Origin of the sequence: Actinoplanes regularis (assembly GCF_900188005.1) — a bacterium.
In the GTDB taxonomy this organism is placed as follows: domain Bacteria; phylum Actinomycetota; class Actinomycetes; order Mycobacteriales; family Micromonosporaceae; genus Actinoplanes; species Actinoplanes regularis.
In genome coordinates this window covers 44,197-65,186 of record NZ_FZNR01000017.1, presented here as the reverse complement: position 1 = coordinate 65,186, position 20,990 = coordinate 44,197, and the positions used below count along the sequence as shown (strand labels likewise).

The 20,990-nt window shown below is 71.0% G+C and carries 12 protein-coding genes; 4 read left to right on the top strand and 8 right to left on the bottom strand.

Annotated elements, in window-relative coordinates; translation table 11 throughout:
• Positions 1-47: 47 nt before the first annotated feature.
• Together CHC09_RS32850 and CHC09_RS32845 are read right to left on the bottom strand one after the other, a co-directional pair.
• On the bottom strand, positions 48-842 hold the full coding sequence (locus CHC09_RS32850) for an ABC transporter permease (protein ID WP_089297147.1): 795 nt from the start codon (positions 840-842) through the stop codon (positions 48-50).
• Positions 839-1,819 carry an ATP-binding cassette domain-containing protein gene (locus CHC09_RS32845; protein ID WP_089297146.1) on the bottom strand — a complete coding sequence of 327 codons (981 nt, stop codon included), beginning with the start codon at positions 1,817-1,819 and terminating at the stop codon, positions 839-841. Before CHC09_RS32845 ends, CHC09_RS32850 begins: the two co-directional genes overlap by 4 nt.
• A gap of 49 nt (positions 1,820-1,868) precedes the next feature.
• Here CHC09_RS32845 and CHC09_RS32840 point away from each other — a divergent pair, with 49 nt between their 5' ends.
• Complete coding sequence (locus CHC09_RS32840) at positions 1,869-2,411, top strand: EXLDI protein (RefSeq protein ID WP_089297145.1); 543 nt, start codon at positions 1,869-1,871, stop codon at positions 2,409-2,411.
• 12 nt (positions 2,412-2,423) lie between these two features.
• On the opposite strand, the gene CHC09_RS32835 is transcribed toward CHC09_RS32840, so the two are convergent.
• From CHC09_RS32835 to CHC09_RS32820, 4 genes are all read right to left on the bottom strand, one after another.
• The gene (locus CHC09_RS32835; RefSeq protein WP_203833308.1) at positions 2,424-3,470 is read right to left on the bottom strand and encodes a magnesium transporter CorA family protein; all 1,047 of its coding nucleotides are present in this window, start codon (positions 3,468-3,470) and stop codon (positions 2,424-2,426) included.
• 69 nt (positions 3,471-3,539) lie between these two features.
• Positions 3,540-6,083, bottom strand: coding sequence for a cellulase family glycosylhydrolase (locus CHC09_RS32830; protein ID WP_143232733.1), 2,544 nt, complete (start codon positions 6,081-6,083; stop codon positions 3,540-3,542).
• A 124-nt stretch (positions 6,084-6,207) separates the two neighbouring features.
• On the bottom strand, positions 6,208-6,456 hold the full coding sequence (locus tag CHC09_RS32825) for a hypothetical protein (protein WP_143232732.1): 249 nt from the start codon (positions 6,454-6,456) through the stop codon (positions 6,208-6,210).
• Positions 6,457-6,664: 208 nt separating this feature from the next.
• The gene (locus CHC09_RS32820; protein ID WP_143232731.1) at positions 6,665-8,209 is read right to left on the bottom strand and encodes a peroxidase family protein; all 1,545 of its coding nucleotides are present in this window, start codon (positions 8,207-8,209) and stop codon (positions 6,665-6,667) included.
• A 262-nt stretch (positions 8,210-8,471) separates the two neighbouring features.
• On the opposite strand from CHC09_RS32820, the gene CHC09_RS32815 reads away from it, so the two are divergent.
• Complete coding sequence (locus CHC09_RS32815) at positions 8,472-9,590, top strand: CapA family protein (protein WP_089297140.1); 1,119 nt, start codon at positions 8,472-8,474, stop codon at positions 9,588-9,590.
• Positions 9,591-9,756: 166 nt separating this feature from the next.
• Here the strand turns inward: CHC09_RS32815 and CHC09_RS32810 are convergent, their stop codons facing one another.
• A complete protein-coding gene (locus CHC09_RS32810; RefSeq protein ID WP_143232730.1) occupies positions 9,757-9,966 on the bottom strand; it encodes a DUF397 domain-containing protein in 210 nt (69 codons plus the stop codon).
• 79 nt (positions 9,967-10,045) lie between these two features.
• Between CHC09_RS32810 and CHC09_RS45595 the strand changes: the two genes are divergently transcribed.
• Complete coding sequence (locus CHC09_RS45595; RefSeq protein ID WP_143232729.1) at positions 10,046-10,762, top strand: DUF6082 family protein; 717 nt, start codon at positions 10,046-10,048, stop codon at positions 10,760-10,762.
• Positions 10,763-11,178: 416 nt separating this feature from the next.
• Here the strand turns inward: CHC09_RS45595 and CHC09_RS32805 are convergent, their stop codons facing one another.
• Entirely contained in the window at positions 11,179-12,825 is a 1,647-nt protein-coding gene (locus CHC09_RS32805; protein ID WP_203833307.1) for a phospholipase D-like domain-containing protein, read from the bottom strand.
• A 370-nt stretch (positions 12,826-13,195) separates the two neighbouring features.
• On the opposite strand from CHC09_RS32805, the gene CHC09_RS32800 reads away from it, so the two are divergent.
• Entirely contained in the window at positions 13,196-20,983 is a 7,788-nt protein-coding gene (locus CHC09_RS32800; protein WP_143232728.1) for an RHS repeat-associated core domain-containing protein, read from the top strand.
• The last annotated feature ends 7 nt before the right edge of the window (positions 20,984-20,990 follow it).

Genomic DNA, 20,990 nt, shown 5'->3' with positions numbered 1-20,990 from the left:
TCCGTCCCCCTCTACTCCTGCTGTGCGGTGGCACCGAATAGCTCCGATCAGGCGCGGCGGAACGCGCGCACCGCCAGCGGCACGAAGACCAGCAGCAGGGCGGCGAGCCAGATGAGCACCCGCGATACGGCGGGTGCGGGTTCGCCGAGGGTCAGGCCGCGGACGGCGTCGACGACGAGGGTGACCGGATTGTGTTCCGCGAAGGCGCGGACCGGCCCGGGCATGCCGTCGATCGGCACGAAGGCCGAGGAGGCGAAGGTCAGCGGGAAGACCCAGATGAAGCCGGCGGACTGGGCGGTCTCCGGATTCCGCACGGACAGCCCGATCCAGGCGCTGATCCAGGAGAAGACGAAGGAGAACGCGAGCACCAGCAGGAACGCGGCGGCGAGCGACCAGATCGGCCGGCCGGGACGGAAGCCGACGAGCAGGCCGACCACGGTCATGACCAGCAGCGTGAAGACGTTGATGACCAGGTCGGCGACGGTCCGGCCGAGCAGGACCGCGGACCGGGCGATCGGCAGGGAGCGGAGCCGGTCGACCACACCGCTGCCGAGGTCCTCGGTCAGGCCGAGGCCGGTGACCAGGGCGCCGAAGATCGCGGTCTGCACGATGATGCCGGGCATCAGGTAGTTGACGTAGGCGGTCTCGCCGGTGTCGATGGCGCCCCCGAAGATGTAGCGGAACAGCAGCACGAAGATGACCGGCTGGACGAACGAGAACACGATGTAGGTCGGACGGCGGAGCGTCTTGCGCAACTGGCGGGCGACGAGGACCTGGCTGTCGCGCAGGACAGCGACGGGGGTGAGCCGTTGCCGCCCGGTGCGGGTCGTGGCGATGGTCATCGGGACTCCTCGGCGGGTGCGGGACCGGCGGTGGCGTGGCCGGTCAGGGACAGGAAGACGTCGTCGAGGCTGGGCTGGGTGAGCTGGATCGCGGCGACGCGCAGGCTCCGGCCGTCGAGGCGGCGGAGGGCTTCCGCGGAGGCGTCCGGGCGGGAGACCCGGATCGTCAGCTCACCGGCGGAGCGATCCGGCACGACCGCGGTGCCGGCGGCCGCGAGATCGGCCAGCAGTGGTGCCGCGGCGTCCAGGGTGGAGGGCTCGCGCAGCCGGACGCGAAGGATGTCGGTGCCGATCCCGGCTTTGAGCTCGGCCGGGGTGCCCTCGGCGAGGACGGTTCCGCTGTCGATGACGGCGATCCGCTGGGCCAGCCGGTCCGCCTCCTCCAGGTACTGCGTGGTGAGCAGGACCGTGGTGCCCGCGTTCCGTAGCTCGTCGACGATGGTCCAGAGCTCCTGCCGCGAGCGCGGGTCGAGCCCCGTGGTCGGCTCGTCCAGCAGCAGCACGGGCGGGCGGCCGGTGAGGCCGGCGGCCAGGTCGAGCCGGCGTCGCATGCCACCGGAGTAGGTGCCGACGCGACGGTCGGCGGCTCCGGTCAGGTCGAAGCGCTCGAGGACCTCACCGGCGCGCCGGCGGGCCTCGGCCCGCGGCAGGCGGTGGAGCCGGCCGACCATCTCCAGGTTCTCCCGGCCGGTGAGCTCCTGGTCCACCGCGGCGTACTGGCCGGCGAGGCCGATCGCGAGGCGCACCGGCAGCGGGTCGCGGACGACGTCGTGGCCCATCACCCGGGCCGTGCCACCGGTGGGGCGCAGCAGGGTCGAGAGCACCTTCACCAGGGTGGTCTTGCCGGCGCCGTTGGGGCCGAGGACGCCGATGACGGTGCCGGCCCCGATGCGCAGGCTGAGGCCGTTCAGGGCGGTGACCGATCCGTAGGACACGACGAGGTCGTCGACCTCGATGGGATCCGTGTACGTATGCATGTACGTAGTCCTACACGTATGCGTACACTGCTGTCCAGAGGTGAGACGAATGCCGAACAAGACCATCTACATCGCCGACGACGACCTGCCGCTGCTGCAGCGGGCGCAGGAGCTGACCGGGGGCAACCTGTCGGGCGCCATCGTCACGGCCCTGCGCCGGCTGGTCGCGACCGAGGAGGCCAAGACGGCCGGGTACGACGAGATCACCGTCAAGGTCGGTCTCGGCAGCTCCTCCGTCAAACGCTTCCTCGGTGTCGCCCTCGGCGAGTGGACCGGGTCGAGCGTGGACGGCGACGAGACCTACTCGCTGTTCCGGACCGCCAAGGGCCGTTTCGCGGTGCACCACTCCCGGCCCGAGCTGCACATTCCGACCGGGTCCAACGCCGAGCGCAGCCGGAAGTGGTCCACCGGATGGCGCGGCTGGATCGGCGACTGGTCCCCCGACCAGGCCTGGATGCGCACGCCGGCACAGGCCACGTTCGCCGTCGTCGACACCGTCGAGGAGCTCGAGCCACTGCTGCCGGCGGAGCTGTACGCTCTCGCGCTGCAGACCATCCGGGACGAGCCCGTCGTGGAGGACCTCGACATCTGACCTGCCCCTGGCTCAGAGCCAGTCGCGCCGCTTGAAGACCCAGTGCAGCGTCATGCCGGCCACGATCATCAGCGCCACGGCGAACGGGTAGCCGAACGCCCAGACCAGCTCGGGCATGTGCTTGAAGTTCATCCCGTACACGGCGGCGACCAGCGACGGTGCGAAGAAGATGGCGGCCCAGGCGGAGATCTTCTTGACCTCCTCGTTCTGGGCGTAAGTGGCCTCGGTGAGCTCGTGCACCCGCTCGTTCTGGGTCTGGTCGGCCATCGTCGACCGCACCATGAGCAGGCTCTGGTAGAAGCCGATCACACCCTGGAGGTACTCGCGCTGCCCGTCGGCGAGGCGCCGGACCCGGGTGAACCGGTCGGCGATGTCGCCGACCGCCCTGCGCTGCCCCTCGGGCAGTCCGGACAGCTGGGCCATGTGGGTGTAGAGCGCGTCGCTGAGCGCGGCCATGGTCCGTACCGACAGCAGGCCATGGCGGGCCCGGTACAGATCGGTCAGGAACGCCTCCGGCTCGGTGACCTCTCCCCCGGTGACCTGCTGTTCCAGGGCCCAGACGTCTGCGGTGACGTGCTCGATGTACTCCTCCTGGTTGCGGATGAGCGCGGCCACGACGGCATGCGAGAGCGCGACAGGGGTCGCCGGGCGCAGCCGGCCGTTGTCGATGCGCTCGCGCGCCTCGCGGGTCTCCCGTTCCGCCGCGGCGGTGGTCACCGCCGGATTGTTCGGGCCGTGCACGGTGACCAGGTAGTTGGCGCCGATGAACTGGTCAAGCTCGAGATAGTGGACGTGCCCGCGCTCGCCGGGTTCCGGAGCGTGCAGGACCACGAAGATGTGGTCGCCGTAGACGTGCGTCTTCGGCACCCGGTTGCGCGAGCGACAGCCGAGGACCGCCAGGTGGTGGAATCCGAAAGTGTCGGACAGCACCCGCGCGGCCGCGTCGTCGCAGTGCGGGATGTCGACCCACACGAATCCGGTGTCCTCGGCGAGCAGACGGTCGAGGTCGGCGACGGTGTGCGGCACAGCCCCGTCCTCGGCGATCCTGAGGATGCGCACGCCTGCCAGCATGCGTCATCGGGGCAGACCCGAACCGTTTTATCGACGTTCTCCTGACGGTGGTGCCGGTCAGGGGGTCGCTGTGACGGTGTAGGCGCCACGGGCGCAGCCGGTGATCCGCCAGCCGCCCGTCACCTGCTTCGACGACGCGTCGGCGACCCCCGTCACCGTCAGGCGGGGCATCCTTTCACCGGGCACCCAGATGTCGACGAGGCAGTTCGCGGGGTCGTCCGCAGCGGAGGCGGTGATCCGCAACGCTCCACCCGGGCTCGAGGTGAGCGATTCCAGCCGGCCCGGCAAAGCCCGCGGGAAGGCCCGCGACAAGGGCTCGGCGAAACCCGCCGGTGGCGGCGTCGATTCACCGGTACGACAGTTGACCGCGACCAGATTCCCCGAGGTCGTAGCGTCGGCACCGGTCTCCGGCGAACCGCACCCCTGCCGCCACACCCAGAACGCACCGCCGACACCGAGCCGGTCCTGGGCCGCCGCGAAGCGCCGCACCTTGGCACCGTCCACTGCGGGGTCACCGAACCAGCCCCATTCGCCGAACCAGAGCGCGGACTTGTACGCCCGAGCCGCGCGGGCCGACGTCGCGAGGTTCCGCTCGATCGACGCGATCGTCAGGCCCAGACCCTGGTCCATGCTGATCGACTCGCTGTACGGGTGCGGGGCGAACACCAGCTGCCGGTCGTCGGTGAACCCGGGCGCCGGGGCCGCGTCGAACCCGAGGCCCGACCAGAGCACGCTCGGCTCGAAGAAGGCGAGGTGGGCGGGCCCGCCGGCGTCCCGTTCGGCCCGGCGGATGGCCGTGATCGCGGCGTCGTAGTACCGGCCGAGCAGCAGCCCTGAGCTGATCGGCGGGTTTGCTCCGATCCCGGGCTCGTTGAGCAGGTCGTAGCCGGCGACGGCGGGCTCGTCGGCGAAGGTCCGGGCGACGAACGCCCACGTACGGACGAGTTCGCTCTGAATGCCGTCCCGGTCCGTATAGAAGTTCCCGAACGCCGTCGCCACCGCCGGCGCCAGGTCGCGGGCCAGGAACTGGCAGTGCGCGGTCCCGTCGGTGACGGTCGCCCACGCCGGCGCGCCGTCCCAGCCGGTGGTCGGAGTCGTCCCGCCACCACACCGCTCGGACGGGCGGGCGATCGCGTTGCCCCACGCGTCCTCGTGCAGGTCCAGCACGGTGTAGATCCCGTGGGCCTTCGCCCCGGCCACCGCGGCCCGGATCTGCCGCAGGTAGGACTCGTCGAACGTGCCCCGCTGGGGCTCCAGCCGCGACCAGGACAGGCCGAGCCGGATCACGTTGAAGCCCATCGCCGCCATCTGCTCGAAGTCACCGTCGGTCAGCGGCTGGGTCGCCGGAACGGCCGGATCACGCAGGTAGTAGTCGATCAGCTGATTCACGTTGACGCCGCGAAGGATCACCTGCCGGCCGGTGACATCGCCGATCGTGGCGAGTTCGTCCGCGGTGCGCGCCGGGAGCACCCGCAGGTACTCCATGCCGCCGGACGCCGCGACCGCCTCGACGGCCGGCGGCCCGGCCGGAGCTGACGCTCCGATGACGGGCACGAGAGCCAGAAGAAGTACGCCGATCACCGCGACCGGCACCAACCGTGACCGCAGGGGCCATGCCACCGCGACCACGACCGCGCCGAGCAGCCCGATCACCGCGCCGTAGCCGACGCCGGTCGCGACGCTGATCAGCGAGGTGGCGAACCACCACTGGTCCGGCCCGGCGCCGGAGACCCGGTTCGACCAGGGCATCGCGGCGACGACGGCCTCGACCGCCCCGAGGCCGAGACCCGCCACCACCGACGCCAGGGCCACGGTCACCGAGACCGTCAGCGGGCCGGCTTGCGGCAGCCGTCGCCGCGTCATCCACATGGCCCCGGCGAACACCGCCAGGAACACCACCGCTCCGGCGAGGAATCCGAACACGCTGTTGGCCGCGGTCGGTGCGACCACGAATCCCGCGAACGAGTAGCCGACCGGTCCCCCATGCCACCAGTGAGCCGCCGGCCCGATCGCGGCCAGACCGGTCACCGCCACCATGACCGTCATGGGAAAGGCAGCCGGGAACGACTCGGCCTCGGCCTCCCCGGCACCGGACGCCGGCCGCGGCCCGAACCGGGCGGCGAGCGCGGCGCCGGCCGCGACCAGCGGGCCGGCGAGGATGAACTTGATCGCCGCGAAGCCGCTCGTGCTGAGCGCGTACGCCAGGGCCGAGCCGGCCGACAGGTGCGGCCCGACCATCGGAAGGGCCGCCGCGAAACCGCTGGCCGCCGTCGCCCAGGCACCGGCGCCGATCACCGCGGTCCAGGTGGCGACGAAGACCCACCTGGCCGGCGAGTGCCTGGCGACCAGGGCGACGGGGACGGCGGTGCCCACGAGCAGCACCGGAAGGCCGACCACGAGCGGTGCCCAGCGGAAGACGCCACCGGAGCCCAGCATCGGCAGCCCGCGACCGCCGATCGGCGCGAGCAGACCCGACGGATCCGATACGGCGGCAGCCACCATCACGGCGACGAGGATGACGACCGCGGCCGCGGCGGCGCGGACCCGCGGCACCGCCCAGAGCGACCGAAGGTACCCGGCGACAAGTGTGTTCCTGATCATGGTGGGCGCGAATCTTACTCGCGTTCTGCCCTTTGTCACCTGCATCAGCAGGGAAAGTATCCGCCTCGACGACGGCGATCAGGACTCTTCGCCCCTCGGTTCCCCGCGGGAATCGATGTTGATCTCACAGATCCAGGGCGCTCCTTCTCGAGCGATGCCAGATGACAGCCGCACCGGCTCCCATGACGATCTCTGCCAGCGCGGAGGACGCGAGGACCGACTTCGCGCTGTAAAGCTCCGCCAGAGACGCCAGGGCCACTCCTATCGTCGCCCCTCCCGCGCCGCCGGAGAACTGCATCAGGGAAAAGGCGAACGGCTGATGCGCGGCCGCGATCGACCGCTGAACCGCACCTTCCACGACGATGAGCGCCACAGCGCCGACCACAAGATGTGATCTCGACCCAGGCGCTGACGGTCCTGAAGAGCTGGGACAGTGCGAGGAACGGCGGATCCGGATCCAGTGACCGACACTTACCGTCCCGATTCTCCAGGTGGCCGATGAACGAGTTCAGGGCCACGCTCCCGGTGCCCCGCAGTGCACTATGCACCAGACAGTGCACCGGAAACACCGTAGATCCGAGTCAGAGGTTCTGGGCGAACTTGATGAGGTCGCCCATCCGGAACTGGCCGGTGGTCGGGGCGATCGGCGCCGCCGGGCGGAAGCCCGGGTTCTGCTTGAGGAAGCCGTCCTTGTCGGGGTCCAGGATGCCGAGGATCACCTCGGTCACCAGCCGGCCGCCGACCGGGCCCAGGCGCTCGCCGGAGCGGGTGAGCTCGGCCTCCTTCAGCAGGTAGAACCAGAGCGGCGCCTTGCCCTGCCAGCCCGCGTTGCCCGGATCGGGCAGGCCGAGCTCCACGTTCGTCAGCGGGGTGACACCCATCGCCCGCGCCACGTCCTGGCCGGCGGGCAGACCCAGGCGCTTGCCGCGGATGAGATTGCGCTCGGCGAGGGAGGCGCTGGTGCCGTCGGAAACCACCGTGGTGGGCAGGTTGAACAGCGGCAAGGAGAGCTTGCCGTCGATGCGGCGGGCGCGGTTGCGCGGCGTCGCGGGCTTTCCGGGTACGTCGAAGAAGTGCCACCAGTCGATCTCGAGGCGGGCCGGCAGCGGCCGGTTGCCGCGCAGGTCGCTGCCCTCGGCCCCGAAGATGGCGGCCGCCGCGGGCGGGGTGGTACGCGCGTTGAGCAGGTAGCCGGCCCGGATCATGCTGTGCCCGAAGCGGTACGCGGCGACCGAGTACTCGATCGGCATCATCGGGCGGTGCGGGTTCTTCGGCTTGTAGAACTCCCGCTTCACCTTGCCCTTGCCGTCCAGGAACCGGCTCACCACCTCGGCGCCGGCGACCTGCTCCAGGAAGTCGTGAATGATGATCCACTGGAAGTGCCAGCGGGTCAGCCGCTGCGCCTCCGCCAGGTTCTTCGCCAGCCCGGTCTCCAGCACGCGGTTGTGGAACTTCGCGAAGACCAGGTGGAGTTGGGCGACGATCAGGTTCTCGTCGTTGCGGGCGTCGCCGATGACGGCGCTGCCGTCGGCGCGGCGGGGCAGGTCGTCGACGCCGTTGGCGTTGCGGACCACGCGCATCCGGGTGCGGTCCGCCTCGTACAGCTCGGGGTCCTGGTCGGGACCGCGACCGTAGAGCGAGCCGAGGTCGAACAGCGGGGTGTCGAAGTTGGTCAGGGCCTGCGGGTCGGTCTGCTGCTCGGGCAGCGGGGTCCGGTCCAGCGTCATGTCGTGGTCGATGAACTGACCGAGGAACGTGAAGCCGGCCGAGATGCGCGGGTTGTCGAAGTCGGTCGGGTTCGGCCCGGTCGGCTCACCCATCTGCGCGGCGAGCGACTTGAGCAGGTCGTCCGGTGGGGAGTACGCCTCGGCGTGCTTGAACATGATGCCGAAGCGGCCCTCCTTGTCCCGGCCGGCCTTCACCGCGATGTCGCTGCCGCGGGTCCAGTCGGCCGCGTGTTTCCAACCCGCCGACGCGTCGGCGGCCGCGGCGCTCGCCATGGCGGCGCAGGGCGGGGCGAGCGCGCTCGTGCCCACCGAGGCCGCGACGGCTCCCGCGGTGCCGGCGAGCAGGGCCCGACGGCCGAGTTTGGCAGATTTGTCACCGTGAGCAGCTGCATCGACCATTTTCTCTCCCCTGGTCTGGATTGCCGGTATTGAGCACCGGTGCCAGGAAGTTAACGGCTCTCGACGCCTCCTCGTGGCCGATACCGCGAAACATCGGAGGTACGGCCCAGACGGACTAATCCGAGCTGGCAGCCTTCGCATCCATCGGGGGAGTTGACCGCAACCTGTCGTTCCACCTCACGTTGGAGGGCAGGACCTTCCCCGGCTCACCGCCCAGTGGTTCCGCCCACCGGACCCGGCTTCGACGGCTACCGTGTCAGATGTGCCAGGGCGTCTGGTGACGGTGTTCCTCGGCGGCGACGTGATGACCGGCCGCGGCGTCGACCAGATCCTGCCGCACCCTGGTGACCCGTGGCTGTGGGAGCGGCATGTCCGGGACGCGCGGACCTACGTCGAACTGGCCGAGGCGGTGAACGGTCCGATCCCGCGCCCGGTCGACGCCACCTGGCCCTGGGGCGAGGCCCTGCCGTTGCTCGACGACATCGCCCCCGACGCCCGGGTGATCAACCTGGAGACGAGCATCACCCGCTGCGATGAGCCGGACCTCAGCAAGGCCGTGCACTACCGGATGAGCCCCGCCAACATCGACTGCCTGACCGCGATCCGGCCCGACGTCTGCGTCCTGGCCAACAACCATGTGCTCGACTTCGGTCGCCCGGGCCTCGCCGAGACGCTGGAGGCGCTGGGCGCGGTGAAGATCCCGGCGGTGGGCGCGGGCCACGACGCGAGCGCGGCCGGACGATCCACGATGATCCCGGTGGCCGCCGGCTGCCGGGTGGTCGTCTTCGCCTTCGGCACTCGGTCCAGCGGCATCCCGCGAGATTGGGCCGCCACCGCGGATCGGGCGGGCGTGAACCTCCTGCCGGAGTTGTCCGATGCCGTCGCCGAAACGGTCGTCGCCCGGGTGCGGCGGGTCAGGCGCCCCGGCGACGTCCTCGTCGCCTCGATCCACTGGGGATCCAACTGGGGCTACGAGGTGCCCGCTGACCAGGTCGGCTTCGCGCACCGCCTCATCGACGGCGGCGTGGACGTCGTGTTCGGGCACTCCTCGCACCACCCACGGCCGGTCGAGATCCACAACGGCAAGCTGATCCTGTACGGCTGCGGGGACCTCGTCGACGACTACGAGGGCATCAGCGGCTACGAGGAGTACCGCGACGACCTGCGCCTGCTGTACTTCGCGTCGGTCGACCCGGACACCGGCCGCCTGGCCCGGCTGCGCATGGCGCCGATGCAGGCCCGCCGAATGCGCCTGCATCACGCCACCCGCGCTGACGCGGAGTACCTCCGCGACACCCTCGAACGGATCAGCCACCCCTTCGGAGCGCGGGTAGAGCACGCCGACGACAACATGCTCCACCTGCTGCCCGCACAACCATGACGCGCCGGCACTGTCGAGCAAGCCGTGGGACCGTGACTTCGACGGCGGCATCAAGATCGCGGAGGGGCATCCGTTACCCGCGCCCTCGGGCGGATCGTCGCCGGGCTGGGACCACGCCCACTGACCCGGATCGAGCACACGGCCAGCTGGCCGCCTCAGCGAGCGGTCATCGATCGAACTCGCCCGCGTTGACACCTGCCAGGAAGTCGCTCCATGCGCCTCGATCGAACATCAACACCGGGCTGGCGTCCGCCAGCTTGCTGTCACGGACGGCCATGGTCGCACCCATGGCGGCGACCTCCACGCAGCTGCCCGAATTGCAGTGACGGCTGCGCACCCACCTGGTGGCACCCTGATCAAGAAGTTCAGATTCCACTGTGCCTAACCTCACTTCATATCACCTTGTACGGGTATTGCGCGCTGAAGCCCGCGTCGCAAACACCATAATTTTTCACATGCACAGACGTAGATTACTAATCGCCTCAACCGTTGCACTGATCGTCGGCTGCACGATCGCCTCACCGATCCTTCTCTTGCTTATCAAGCGCATTGAAGGAGTTGACTGGAGAGATCTTGCCGATATTGGACAGACGTATGGGGTGGCGTCAGCCATCTACAGCGCCCTGGCGGTCGCCGGCGTCGCAGCGGGCCTAATATACCAGGAACGCGCTTATCGACTAGCCCGCGTTCAGTCCATTCGCACCAGTCACAGAGAACTACTCGCCCGAGTGATGGACAATCCGCAACTTTATGCTCCAGCGCTCGGCCTCACCGCACTACGACCAACGAACGACCTGCTCCAGCAGCATCTGATGACCACCAGTTGGGTCGGCTACCTTTACTCCACGTACGACGTCGGGATGGTGCGTGAAAAAGATCTAAAATCGGAAACCCTTCCCTTCCTTTTCGCCAGCGAGTCGGGGCGAAACTGGTGGGAAACAGCGCGGCAATGGTGGCTGAGCGCGACGGATCACAAGAATCGCGAGTTCGGGCGAATCCTCGATCAGGCTTACCAGGACGCCGTCGCCGCAGGCCCTGCTACTGCGGCCACCTCCGAACCCGACATCGAATCACGCGCTCCAGCGGTGGACCGTACTTATCTCGTCATAGGCACCGTGGCGATTGTCGTTACCACTTGGTGGCTCAGACGCCGCGGAAAGCCAAGACCGTGATCCGCACCCGCCCTTTGTCCAGAACCCGACCGTTCGCGACTCTTCCCAGGCGACTCTCCGCCGAATTCCCCCGCTATTCCTGATCGTCCGCAGCCTGAGGCCGTTCGGTCGCCGGCCCGGCGATCTCCTACGACCAGGTCCTCCAGGAGCCACTGATCTGCCAGAGCGGTCACCGGAAATTCATCCTTCGGGGGAGACACAAGGGCTCGCGGCGCCTCTGCCTTGGAGTCCGGCGACACACTGCTCACCGGGCAGCCGTCAGAAGTCGTGCCTGGCACGGTCAACGACCCCGCGAACCACACGCAGATCGAGATCGACGTGGTCGCCCTGGCCGCAGGACAACGCGTACGCGTTCGGCATGCCTCCGGGCGGACCGGGCGAGCCGGCGCTGCGCCGACTCGCCCGGTGCATCGGGGTCACTGCGGGCAGATCTGCCGCGCGTAGTCCACGGTCGCGGCCGCCGACGAGTACCGCCACTCCGGGTCCAGCACGCTCTGCGCGAGCTGGCCCGCCGCGGTCCGGTCCTCGACGATGTACCCGAAGTCCTGCAGCCACGCCGGGTACAGGTTCTTCGACCCGATGTAGAACGCGGCGCCGTCGACCGAGACCACCTTGTGGTGCAGCGCGTGCGGCTGCCCGTCCGCCCACTTGTCCGCGTCGCTGCCGCGGAACGAGGCCAGTTGCAGCCCTCGGCACATGGCGGCGCGGGCGGACTGCTGGTCGCCGGTGCGCAGCGCGAGCCGGTTGCGCAGCACGTCACTGATCTCGGCCAGGGACTCGATCTGCGAGTACCCGCCGCTGCCGGCGGTGCCGTGGTTGCGCGGGTCGCTGACCACGATGCGCACCTTGACTCCCGCCGCCAATTTGGCCGCGAGCACGTCGTAGAGGCGCACGTCGTAGCGCGGCAGCGGCGGGCACACGCCGTTGAGGTCCTGCTGGGAGATGTCGATCCGGCTGGTCGCGCTGCCGATCAGCGTGCGCAGCGCGGTCTCCTCCGGGTTGACGCTGTCGTACGCGGCATCGGTGTTGGTGTAGTCGTACACGGCGGCCACGCCGCACTTGGTGTCGGCGGGTGGTGCCGCCAGCCGGCCGGAGCCGGTGCCGCTGGTGATGCCGATGCCGAGGCCGCCGACCGCGATCACCGGCACCGAGCCGGTCCCGGGGACCGGGGCCGGGTGGGCGTCCCGCTGCATCGACGCCATGCAGGAAGCGCCGGACGAGGCGGCGAACCACACGTACGCGGGGTCCCACTTGCGGCCGCAGGTCCACGCCCACAGCGTGTCCAGGTAGCCGCCGGCGGAGCGGGCCGCGGGACCGGTCACCGCCATGTCCAGGTCGGTCACCGGGTGGGTGGTGTCGAGGTAGTCGTCCTTCCAATCGTTGATCCCGCCGACGATCGCGGTGGCGCCGTCGACCACCAGGATCTTCGAGTGGTTCCAGGAGAACCCGGTCTTCGAGGTGGTCACCGACGCCACGTTGAGCGAGACGTTCGCCGCGTCGGCACCGAGCCGGGCGGCCAGCTCATTGCGGTAGGTCGACGGGACCACGTTGAGGTTGACGCCGGGAACGGCGCCCACGAGGATGCGGACCCGCAGCTGGTGCCGGGTGGCGGCGGCTTTCAGACCGGCCACGATGGCGTCCTGGAACGCCCCGTTCGGCAGCGGGGCGAGCGAGCTGATGTCGACGGTGCGGGTCGCCTTGGCGATCGTGGCGGTGATGCCGGCGAGCAGCCGCCGGGTGCCGGCACGGTCGGTGCAGGCGGGGTCGCCCCAGCAGCCGGGCGTCTGCAACACCCAGCCGTCCCCGGCGGCGCCGGTGCCCGGGTCCACCAGTTGGTTGCCGTCGGTGCGCTGCCATACCGATCCGTCGAGCCCGGGCGCGACCTGCCGCAGGGCCTGTTCCACCGCGTCCAGGTGGGGGGTTTCCGCGACGGTCCCGGCCGGCTGGGAATCGGCCCAGGCGGTGAGGGAGGTCGCGGGCACGGCCAATGCGGCGGCCAAGGCGACGAGTACGGACGCGCCGATGGCCATGGGCCGTCGGCGACGGCGCGAGCGATGGATCACGGGGCAGGGCTCCTTGAGCGAGTCGTGAATGGGCGACGCAAGATCATACCGTTCGCGCGCAAATCAAGCTGATTCACAATCGTCATTACATTGCGAATATTTAATGTTTCGAAATGCTGTCGCATTGCGGACAGGTCGCGACTGAAAAATAATTTCACGCCGCCGAAAACCCTGGCCCTTGCCGCACGCCGGGCCGGCCTTCAGCCGATCCGCCGAGGTGCGACATCGGACGATCCGGCGTTGTTATCGCACACATCGACACATTGACTAGATGCGATGTACTGTCTGCCCTCTGTCTCCACAGGATGATCGCGTGGACGCGTGCTGCCCGCCCGAGCGTGGCGCCGCAACGAGAGAAGGGCCCACCCCAATGCGACCGCACCGGTTGCCGGCCGCCCTGGCCGTCGCCGCCCTGACTGTCTCCCTCTGCCCCGCCCCCGTCGCCGCCGCGCCCAGCGACCCGCCGTCCCCCTCGAGTTCGGCACGCCCCGCCACCCCGGCGCAGCCGGCCAAGCCCGCACCGGCCGCGGCCGCGGCCGAACCCGCCGGCGGAGCCGCCCGTTACGCGTACGACGCGGCGGGGCGGATCACCGGCGTGGTCAGCGCCGGTGAGGCGGCACGCTATTCGTACGACCCGGCCGGCAACGTCGTCCGGGTCGACCGGTTCCCCGCGACCCAGCTGTCGGTGCTCGGCGTGGTACCCGCCGCCGCCCCGCACGGCGCGCGCGTGACCCTGCGAGGAACGGCCTTCGCCGACACGACCGCCGGCAACACGGTGACCATCAACGGTACGGCCGCACGCGTCGTCGCCGCGGCCACCGACGAGCTGACCATCGAAGTGCCGGACGCGGCGACGACCGGCCCGATCGCGGTGCGGGCCGGTGCCGCGACGGCGGCCGGCGGCACCTTCACGGTCTCCGCCGACCCGCCGGCGGTCACCGGCATGAGCCCGTCCAGCGGACCGGCCACCACCGAGGTCACCCTCACCGGCCGGAGCTTCGACACCGCCCCGGGCGCGACCGTGGTGACCATCGGCGGCCACGCCGCCGACATCGTCGCCGTCACCGACACCTCGATACGGTTCCGGGTGCCACTGGGCGCGACCAGCGGCCGGGTCCGGGTGTCCACCGCGAGCGGTGACGCCACCGCGGCCCAGGACTTCCTCGTGCCACCGGCCGGGGTGGACCCGGCCCTGATCGAGTCCGTGACCCGGATCCCGCTCGGCACGACCCAGCCGGTGGCGGTGAACACCCCGGGCAAGGTCGCGATCGTGCTGTTCGACGCGCCGGCCGGGGCCGCGGTCTCGCTGGGCTTCGGCACCCGCACCATCTCGGGCACCCTCGACGCCACCGTCCTCGGACCCGACGGCAGGGCCGTGCCGGGCGGCTCGACCGGCTCCAGCCAGTCGTTCGACATCGACCTGACCCGGCTGCGGGCCGGCCGGACGCACCAGGTGGTCATCGACCCCTCCGGCGCCTCCGCCACCGGTCAGGTGCAGGTGAGCGTCTCCGAGCCGGTGCGCGGCACGCTGGACCCGGCCGGCCCGGGCACCGCCGCGGCGACCACCCTGGTCGGGCAGGACCTCCGGCTCGGGTTCGACGCCACCGCCGGTCAGGTGCTCAGCCTCGGCTTCGCGCCGAACACGATCAGTTCGTACACGGAGATCGAGGTCCTCGACCCGCAGGGCCGGACGGCCGGCGAGATGTCCCTCAGCGCCCGGGCCAGTTCCAGCCTCGATCTGGCTCCGCTGAGCGCCACCGGGCGATACGAACTGGTCCTCAACCCGTCGGGCACGGGCGTCGGCTCGGTCACCGTCACCCTGTCGGCCCGGGTGGAGGCCGGGCTGCTCACCGCCGACGGCGCGGCCGTCACGGCCACGGTCACCCGTCCCGGCCAGGACGCGGTGCTGGACGTCGACGCCACCGCCGGCGCCGCGGTGAGCTTCGGGCTCACCGGGAACACCATGACCACGGCCACCTACGTCAGCGTGATCGCGCCGGACGGCGCCAAGGTGGTCGATCGGCAGTACCTCGGCCGTACCGGCAAAGGTTTCGTCCGGGTCGGATCGCTGCCGGCCACCGGCCGCTACCGGTTCCTGATCGCGCCGGTGGACGCCGGCACCGGGTCGCTGGCGGTGACCTACGCGACGCGGGTGAACGCGGGCACGGTCGCCGCCGACGGCGACCCGGCGACGGTGACGATCACCCGGGCCGGGCAGTCGGCGGTGCTGCGGTTCGCGGGCACGGCGGGGGCGGCGGTCGGGTTCGGCCTGACCGGCAACACGTTCGCCGAGTCCATGTACGTGACCATCCGCAAGCCGGACGGCACCGTGCTGGTCGACCGGGAGTACACCGGCGCCCGGGCGACCAACGCCATCCACCTCTCCGCCCTGCCCGCCAGCGGCGACTATCTGCTGTTCATCGAGCCGAACGAACCGGTCACCGGCGCGGTCACGGTGACCTATTCGACGCGGGTGAACTCGGGCACGGCCACCGTCGACGGCACCGCGGTGACCATGTCCGTGGCCCGGGCCGGACAGTCCGCGGCGCTGCGGTTCGCGGGCACGGCCGGTGCGGCTGCCGGATTCGGCGTCACCGGCAACACCTTCGGCTCGACGGTGTACGTGACCATCCGCAAGCCGGACGGCACCGTGCTGGTCGACCGGGAGTACGTCAGCAACGGCACGGCCCGCACGATCCGTCCCGCACGGCTGCCGGCGACCGGCGAATACCTGCTGATCGTCGAGCCCGATCTGCCGGTCACCGGCGCGCTGGCCGTCACGTACTCGGTCCGCGCCCAGGCCGGCCCGGTGACCGCCGGCGGGCCGGCGCTGACCATGGCCGTGACCCGGCCCGGGCAGGACGTCGCGGCGACCTTCCAGGCCGGCGACGGTGACCGGCTCAGCCTCGGCTTCACCGCGAACCGGCTCACCGAGACCACGTACGTCAGCGTGTTCCGGCCGGACGGCACCGCCCTGGTCGACCGCCAGTACCTGTCGGAGTCCTCGAACGGCAACGTGGACCTGCCGGGCGTTCCGGCGGGCACCTATCAGATCGTCGTCGCACCCGACGCCGCCGGTACGGGCGATGTCGCCGTGACGCTCTCCGCCGAGGCCGACGCCGGGACGATCGCGGTCGGCGGTGCCGCCGTGCCGGTGCCCGTCACCCGGCCCGGCCAGAACGCCCGCCTCCGCTTCACCGGCACGGCCGGCCAGGGGCTGCGGGTGACCTCGACCGGGTCCACCTATCCCAACGCGATCGACGTGGTGCTGCGCAGACCGGACGGCACCAGCGTCGACACCGCCACGCTGTACGGCAACTCGTCGACCACCCTGGACGCACCGCCCGCGAACGGCCCGTACGACCTGGTGTTCGACCCGTACTACGCGGGCACCGGCTCGGTCTCGATCGCCCTGACCGTCAACGCCGCGGCGGTGGCCGCCGCTCCGCCCGCCCAGGCGGCGCGCAAGCCGGACCCGCGGCTGGCCGCCGAGCCGGCTCTGCCGCCGCCCGGCCCCGGCTCCTGGACGCCGGACAGGGCGAGCCTCAACGGCATCGACTGGAACGCGCGGCGCCCGAAGGTGACCCCGCCGACGCCGCTGCGCGCCCCGTCCGGCGTCACCGCGCTGGCCGGACACGTGCTCGGGCTGGACGGCAAGCCGCTGGCCCGGGTGGCCGTGTCGCTCGGCGGGAAGGCCACCCGCACCGACGCGCGGGGCCGCTTCCTGCTCAGCGGGGTCCCCGCCGGCGACGCGACGCTGGTCGTCGACGGCTCGACCGGCCGGACCACGCGCAAGCACGGCATCTTCGACATCAAGGTGTCGGTGACCGCCGGCCGCACGACAGTGCTGCCCTACACCGTCTGGCTGCCCGAGCTCGACCTGCGGCACACGGTGCGGTTCGCCTCGCCGGCGACGGCCGAGGTGGTCCTGCGTACCCCGAAGATCCCCGGTCTCGAGGTGCGGCTGCCGAAGGGCACCGTGGTCCGCGACGCGGCCGGGCATACCGTCACCGAGCTGGGCATCACCCCGATCCCGATCGACCGGCCGCCGTACCCGCTGCCGGAGAACGGCATCGTGCCGGTCTACTTCACCGTGCAGCCCGGCGCGACGTTCGTCTTCCCGGACGGCGCACAGGTGATCTACCCGAACTACACCAAGCTGCCGCCGGGCAGCCGGGTCGACTTCTGGGACTACGACCCGCAGCGGCGCGGCTGGTACGTGTACGGCCACGGCCAGGTCACCGAGGACGGCCGGCAGGTCGTGCCGGACGCGGACACCCGGGTCTGGGCCTTCCACGGCTCCATGTTCAACACCGGCGACCTGCCGAAGTGGCTCACGTCGGCGTTCGACGACGCGGTGGACTGGCTCTCCGGCGACCCGGTGGACCTCTCCACCGGTCTGCTCACCGACGCGCACACCGACCTCACCGTCGCCGACACGATGCCGCTCTCGGTCACCCGCCGGTACTGGCAGGGAGACGATCAGCAGCGCGAGTTCGGCACGGGGGTGACCGGCACGTACGGCATGTTCCTGCACTCCGAGGAGCAGTACCAGGAGGTCGACCTCTACCAGCCCGGCGGAGCGAAGGTCCACTTCGTCCGTACGTCCGCGGGTTCCAGTTACAGCGACGCGGTCTTCGAGGCGCGAGACACCGCGGGCGAGTACCGGGGCGCGGTCATCGACTTCGGGTCCGACCCGGCGCTGGGCAACAGCAACGGCTGGCGGCTGCACCGCCGCGACGGGATCACCCTGGTCTTCCCGATGTACAGCCCGCTGCTGGCGATCCGTGACCGCAACGGCAACCAGATCAACCTCACCCGCAGCGAGGGCACCAAGGGCCGGCTGGAGCAGGTCACCTCGCCGAACGGCCGGTGGATCCGGTTCGGCTACGACGGCCAGAACCGGGTCACCTCGGCCCGGGACAACATCGGCCGGACGGTCGGCTACGCCTACGACGGCGCCGGGCGGCTGGCCGCCGTCACCAACCCCGCCGGGGGCGTGTCCCGCTTCACCTACGACGCGCAGGGCCGCCTCGCCACCGCCGCGGACGCCCGCGGTGTCACCTACCTGACCAACGCGTACGACGCGGCGGGCCGGGTCAGCCGGCAGGAGCTGACCGACGGGGCGGTGTACGAGTTCGGGTACACCACGAACGCCGCCGGGCGGATCACCGAGACGCGGGTGACCGAGCCGGGCGGGGCGGTGCGCCGGGTGACGTTCAACGACGTGGGCGCGGTGCTGACCGACACCGCCGCGTCCGGCACCCCCGCCGCGCAGACCACGGTCTACGAGCGGGGCGCCGGTCAGCTGCTGACCGCGGTCACCGACCCCGCCGGCCGGCGCACGGAGTACCACTACGACGCGGAGGCCCGGCTGAGGTCGGCCACCGAACTGGCCGGCACCGGTGACGCCGCGCAGACCGGTACGGTCACCTACGGCGGGCCGTACGACCAGCCGCTGTCGGTCTCCGACCGGGCCGGGAACCGGACCGTCTACACCTACGACGACGCCGGCAACGTGTCGACCGTGACCGATCCGGCGGGCCGGCTCACCCGGTTCACCCGCGACCAGTCGGGTGCGCTGCTCAGCGTCACCGACCCGGCCGGCAAGCGCTCCACCTTCACCTACCGGGGCGGCGACCTGGCCACCGCCACCGATCCGCTGGGCCGGGTCACCCGCCAGTTCTCCGACGCGGCCGGGCGGGTCACCGCGGTCACCGACGCGGCGGGCGCGGTGACCCGCATCGGCTACGACCCGCTCAACCAGGTCACCGAGGTGACCGACGCCGTCGGCGCGCGCACCGCCTTCGGCTACGACCAGAACGGCAACCTGCTGTCGCTCACCGACGCCCGCGGCAACACCTCCAGCTGGGAGTACGACGCCAGCGACCGGCGGGTCTCGTTCCGCGACCCGCTCGGCAGGACCGCGACCACCGGGTACGACGCGGCGGGCCGGGTGGCCACCGCCACGAACCGGCGCGGCACGACCACGTCGTTCGGCTACGACCTGCTGCACCGGCCCACCACGATCGGCTACGGCACGGAGTCGTCGGTGACCCTCGGGTACGACACGGTGGGCCGGCTGAGCTCGGTGACCGACACGGCCGCCGCCGGGCCGACCACGCTCGAGTACGACCCGTTCGACCGGCCCGTCAAAGTCACCAGCCCGCAGGGCACCATCCGGTACGGCTACGACACGCTGGACCGGCGGACCTCGACCACCGCGTCGCCACGCCCGCCGGTGAGCTACGCGTACGACGCCGCGGGCGCCCTGACCAGGGTGGCGCAGGACGGGAACGGCACGACCGAGTTCGGCTACGACGACGCCGGCCGGGCGGACCGGACCACCCTGCCGGGCGGCTGGTCACGGGTGGCGGCGTACGACTCGGCCGGGCAGGTCACCGGCCTGACCTACCGGCACGGCGACTCGGTACGCGGGGAGCTGCGGTACTCCTACGACCGGGCCGGGCGCATCATCGCCACCGAGGGTTCCCTCGCCCGGGTACGGCTGCCCGGGACCCGCGCCGACCTCGCCTACGACGCGGCGAACCGGCTCACCGCGGCCGGCGGCACCACGCTCAGCTACGACGCGGACGGCAACCTCACCGGCGACGGCGTGCACGGCTACCGATGGGACACCCGGGGCCGGCTCACCGAGATGACCGGTGGCGGGCCGACCGCCGGCTTCGGCTACGACGCGTTCGGCCATCGGACCAGCCGGACCGTGGCCGGCACGACGACCGGCTTCCTGTCCGACGGGGACATGCCGGTGCAGGAGCTTGCTGGCACCGGCCCCACGGCCGAGCTGCTCTCCGCCGGCACCGACCGGTGGTTCTCCCGGTCCGGAGCGGAGGGCCGCCGGACCTACCTCACCGACGTCGCCGGCACCACGATCGGGCTCGGTGACGACAGCGGTGCGATCCGCACCGAGTACGGCTACGACCCGCACGGGGCCGTCGTCGCCACCGGTGAGGCGAGCACGAACGGGTTCACCTACACCGGCCGGGAGGACGACGGCACCGGGCTGATGTACTACCGGGCGCGCTACTACAGCCCGACGTTGCAGCGGTTCATCAGCGAGGACCCGATCGGCTTCGCCGGCGGAACGAACCTTTACGCGTACGCGGCGAACTCCCCGACCAACTACACCGACCCGTCGGGCAACAACCCGATGGTGGTGGGCTGCATCGTCGGCGGGCTGACCGACGGCGCGATGGAGTGGGCGTCGCAGCGGCTCTCGGGCCGCAAGGTCGACTGGGGCTGGGGTGGCGTCGGCGGAGCGGCCGCACTGGGCTGCGTGAGCGGCGCGTTCGGTGCCTGGCTCGACGAGGCGCTGGACGTCGGCCGCGGACTGAGCAAGGCCTGCAACAGCTTCGACGCCGACACCCCGGTGAAGATGGCCGACGGCAGCACCAAGCGGATCGCCGACGTCCAGCCGGGCGACCGGGTGCTGTCCACCCCGGACGACGATGCGAACGGCGGCGTCGCCGAGGCCCGGACCGTCGAGACGGTGATCAGCGGTCTCGGCGCGAAGTCGCTGGTCCGGATCGCCACGGCCGGTGGTGAGCTCACGGCGACGGACGGGCATCCGTTCTGGTTGCCGCGCGAGGACCGGTGGGTCCGGGCGGACGAGCTGCGTGCCGGGCAGTGGCTGCGCACCTCGGCCGGCACCTACGTCCAGGTCAGCGCGGTGGACCGGCTTCGTGCGTTCGAGCATGTCTACAACCTGACGGTCGCGGACTTCCACACGTACTACGTGGTGGTCGGCGGCGTGGCGGTGCTGGTCCACAACGTCAACAATCCGATCGCCTGTGGTCTCAACGGCGAGCCGATCTACGACATCCCGCTCGGCTCGGCGGGCGGACGTGGGGCGGGTGACCGGATTCCGTCGTCGGTGCTCGGCGAGTACAACATCGGTGTCAACGCACAGCCGGGCTCGGTGGGTCCGTTGTGCTCGTACTGCCGGACGAACCCGGCGACCAGCGTCGACCACGTTCATCCCCGCTCCCAGCTGGGCGATCTGACCGACGGGAACCTCACCCCGGCCTGCACGTTCTGCAACTCGTCGAAGCGGGACCGGCTGGCACCGCTGAATCCGCCGCCGAACTATGTTGGCTGGTGGCCGCCGCCGTGGTGGCCCAAGCGGATGCGACGGTGACAAGCCC

Excerpts from the sequence above, each read along its gene's own strand:
- CHC09_RS32850 (WP_089297147.1), bottom strand. The coding sequence starts at position 842 with ATGACCATCGCCACGACCCGCACCGGGCGGCAACGGCTCACCCCCGTC.
- CHC09_RS32845 (WP_089297146.1), bottom strand. The coding sequence starts at position 1,819 with ATGCATACGTACACGGATCCCATCGAGGTCGACGACCTCGTCGTGTCC.
- CHC09_RS32840 (WP_089297145.1), top strand. The coding sequence starts at position 1,869 with ATGCCGAACAAGACCATCTACATCGCCGACGACGACCTGCCGCTGCTG.
- CHC09_RS32830 (WP_143232733.1), bottom strand. The coding sequence starts at position 6,083 with ATGATCAGGAACACACTTGTCGCCGGGTACCTTCGGTCGCTCTGGGCG.
- CHC09_RS32820 (WP_143232731.1), bottom strand. The coding sequence starts at position 8,209 with ATGGTCGATGCAGCTGCTCACGGTGACAAATCTGCCAAACTCGGCCGT.
- CHC09_RS45595 (WP_143232729.1), top strand. The coding sequence starts at position 10,046 with ATGCACAGACGTAGATTACTAATCGCCTCAACCGTTGCACTGATCGTC.
- CHC09_RS32800 (WP_143232728.1), top strand. The coding sequence starts at position 13,196 with ATGCGACCGCACCGGTTGCCGGCCGCCCTGGCCGTCGCCGCCCTGACT.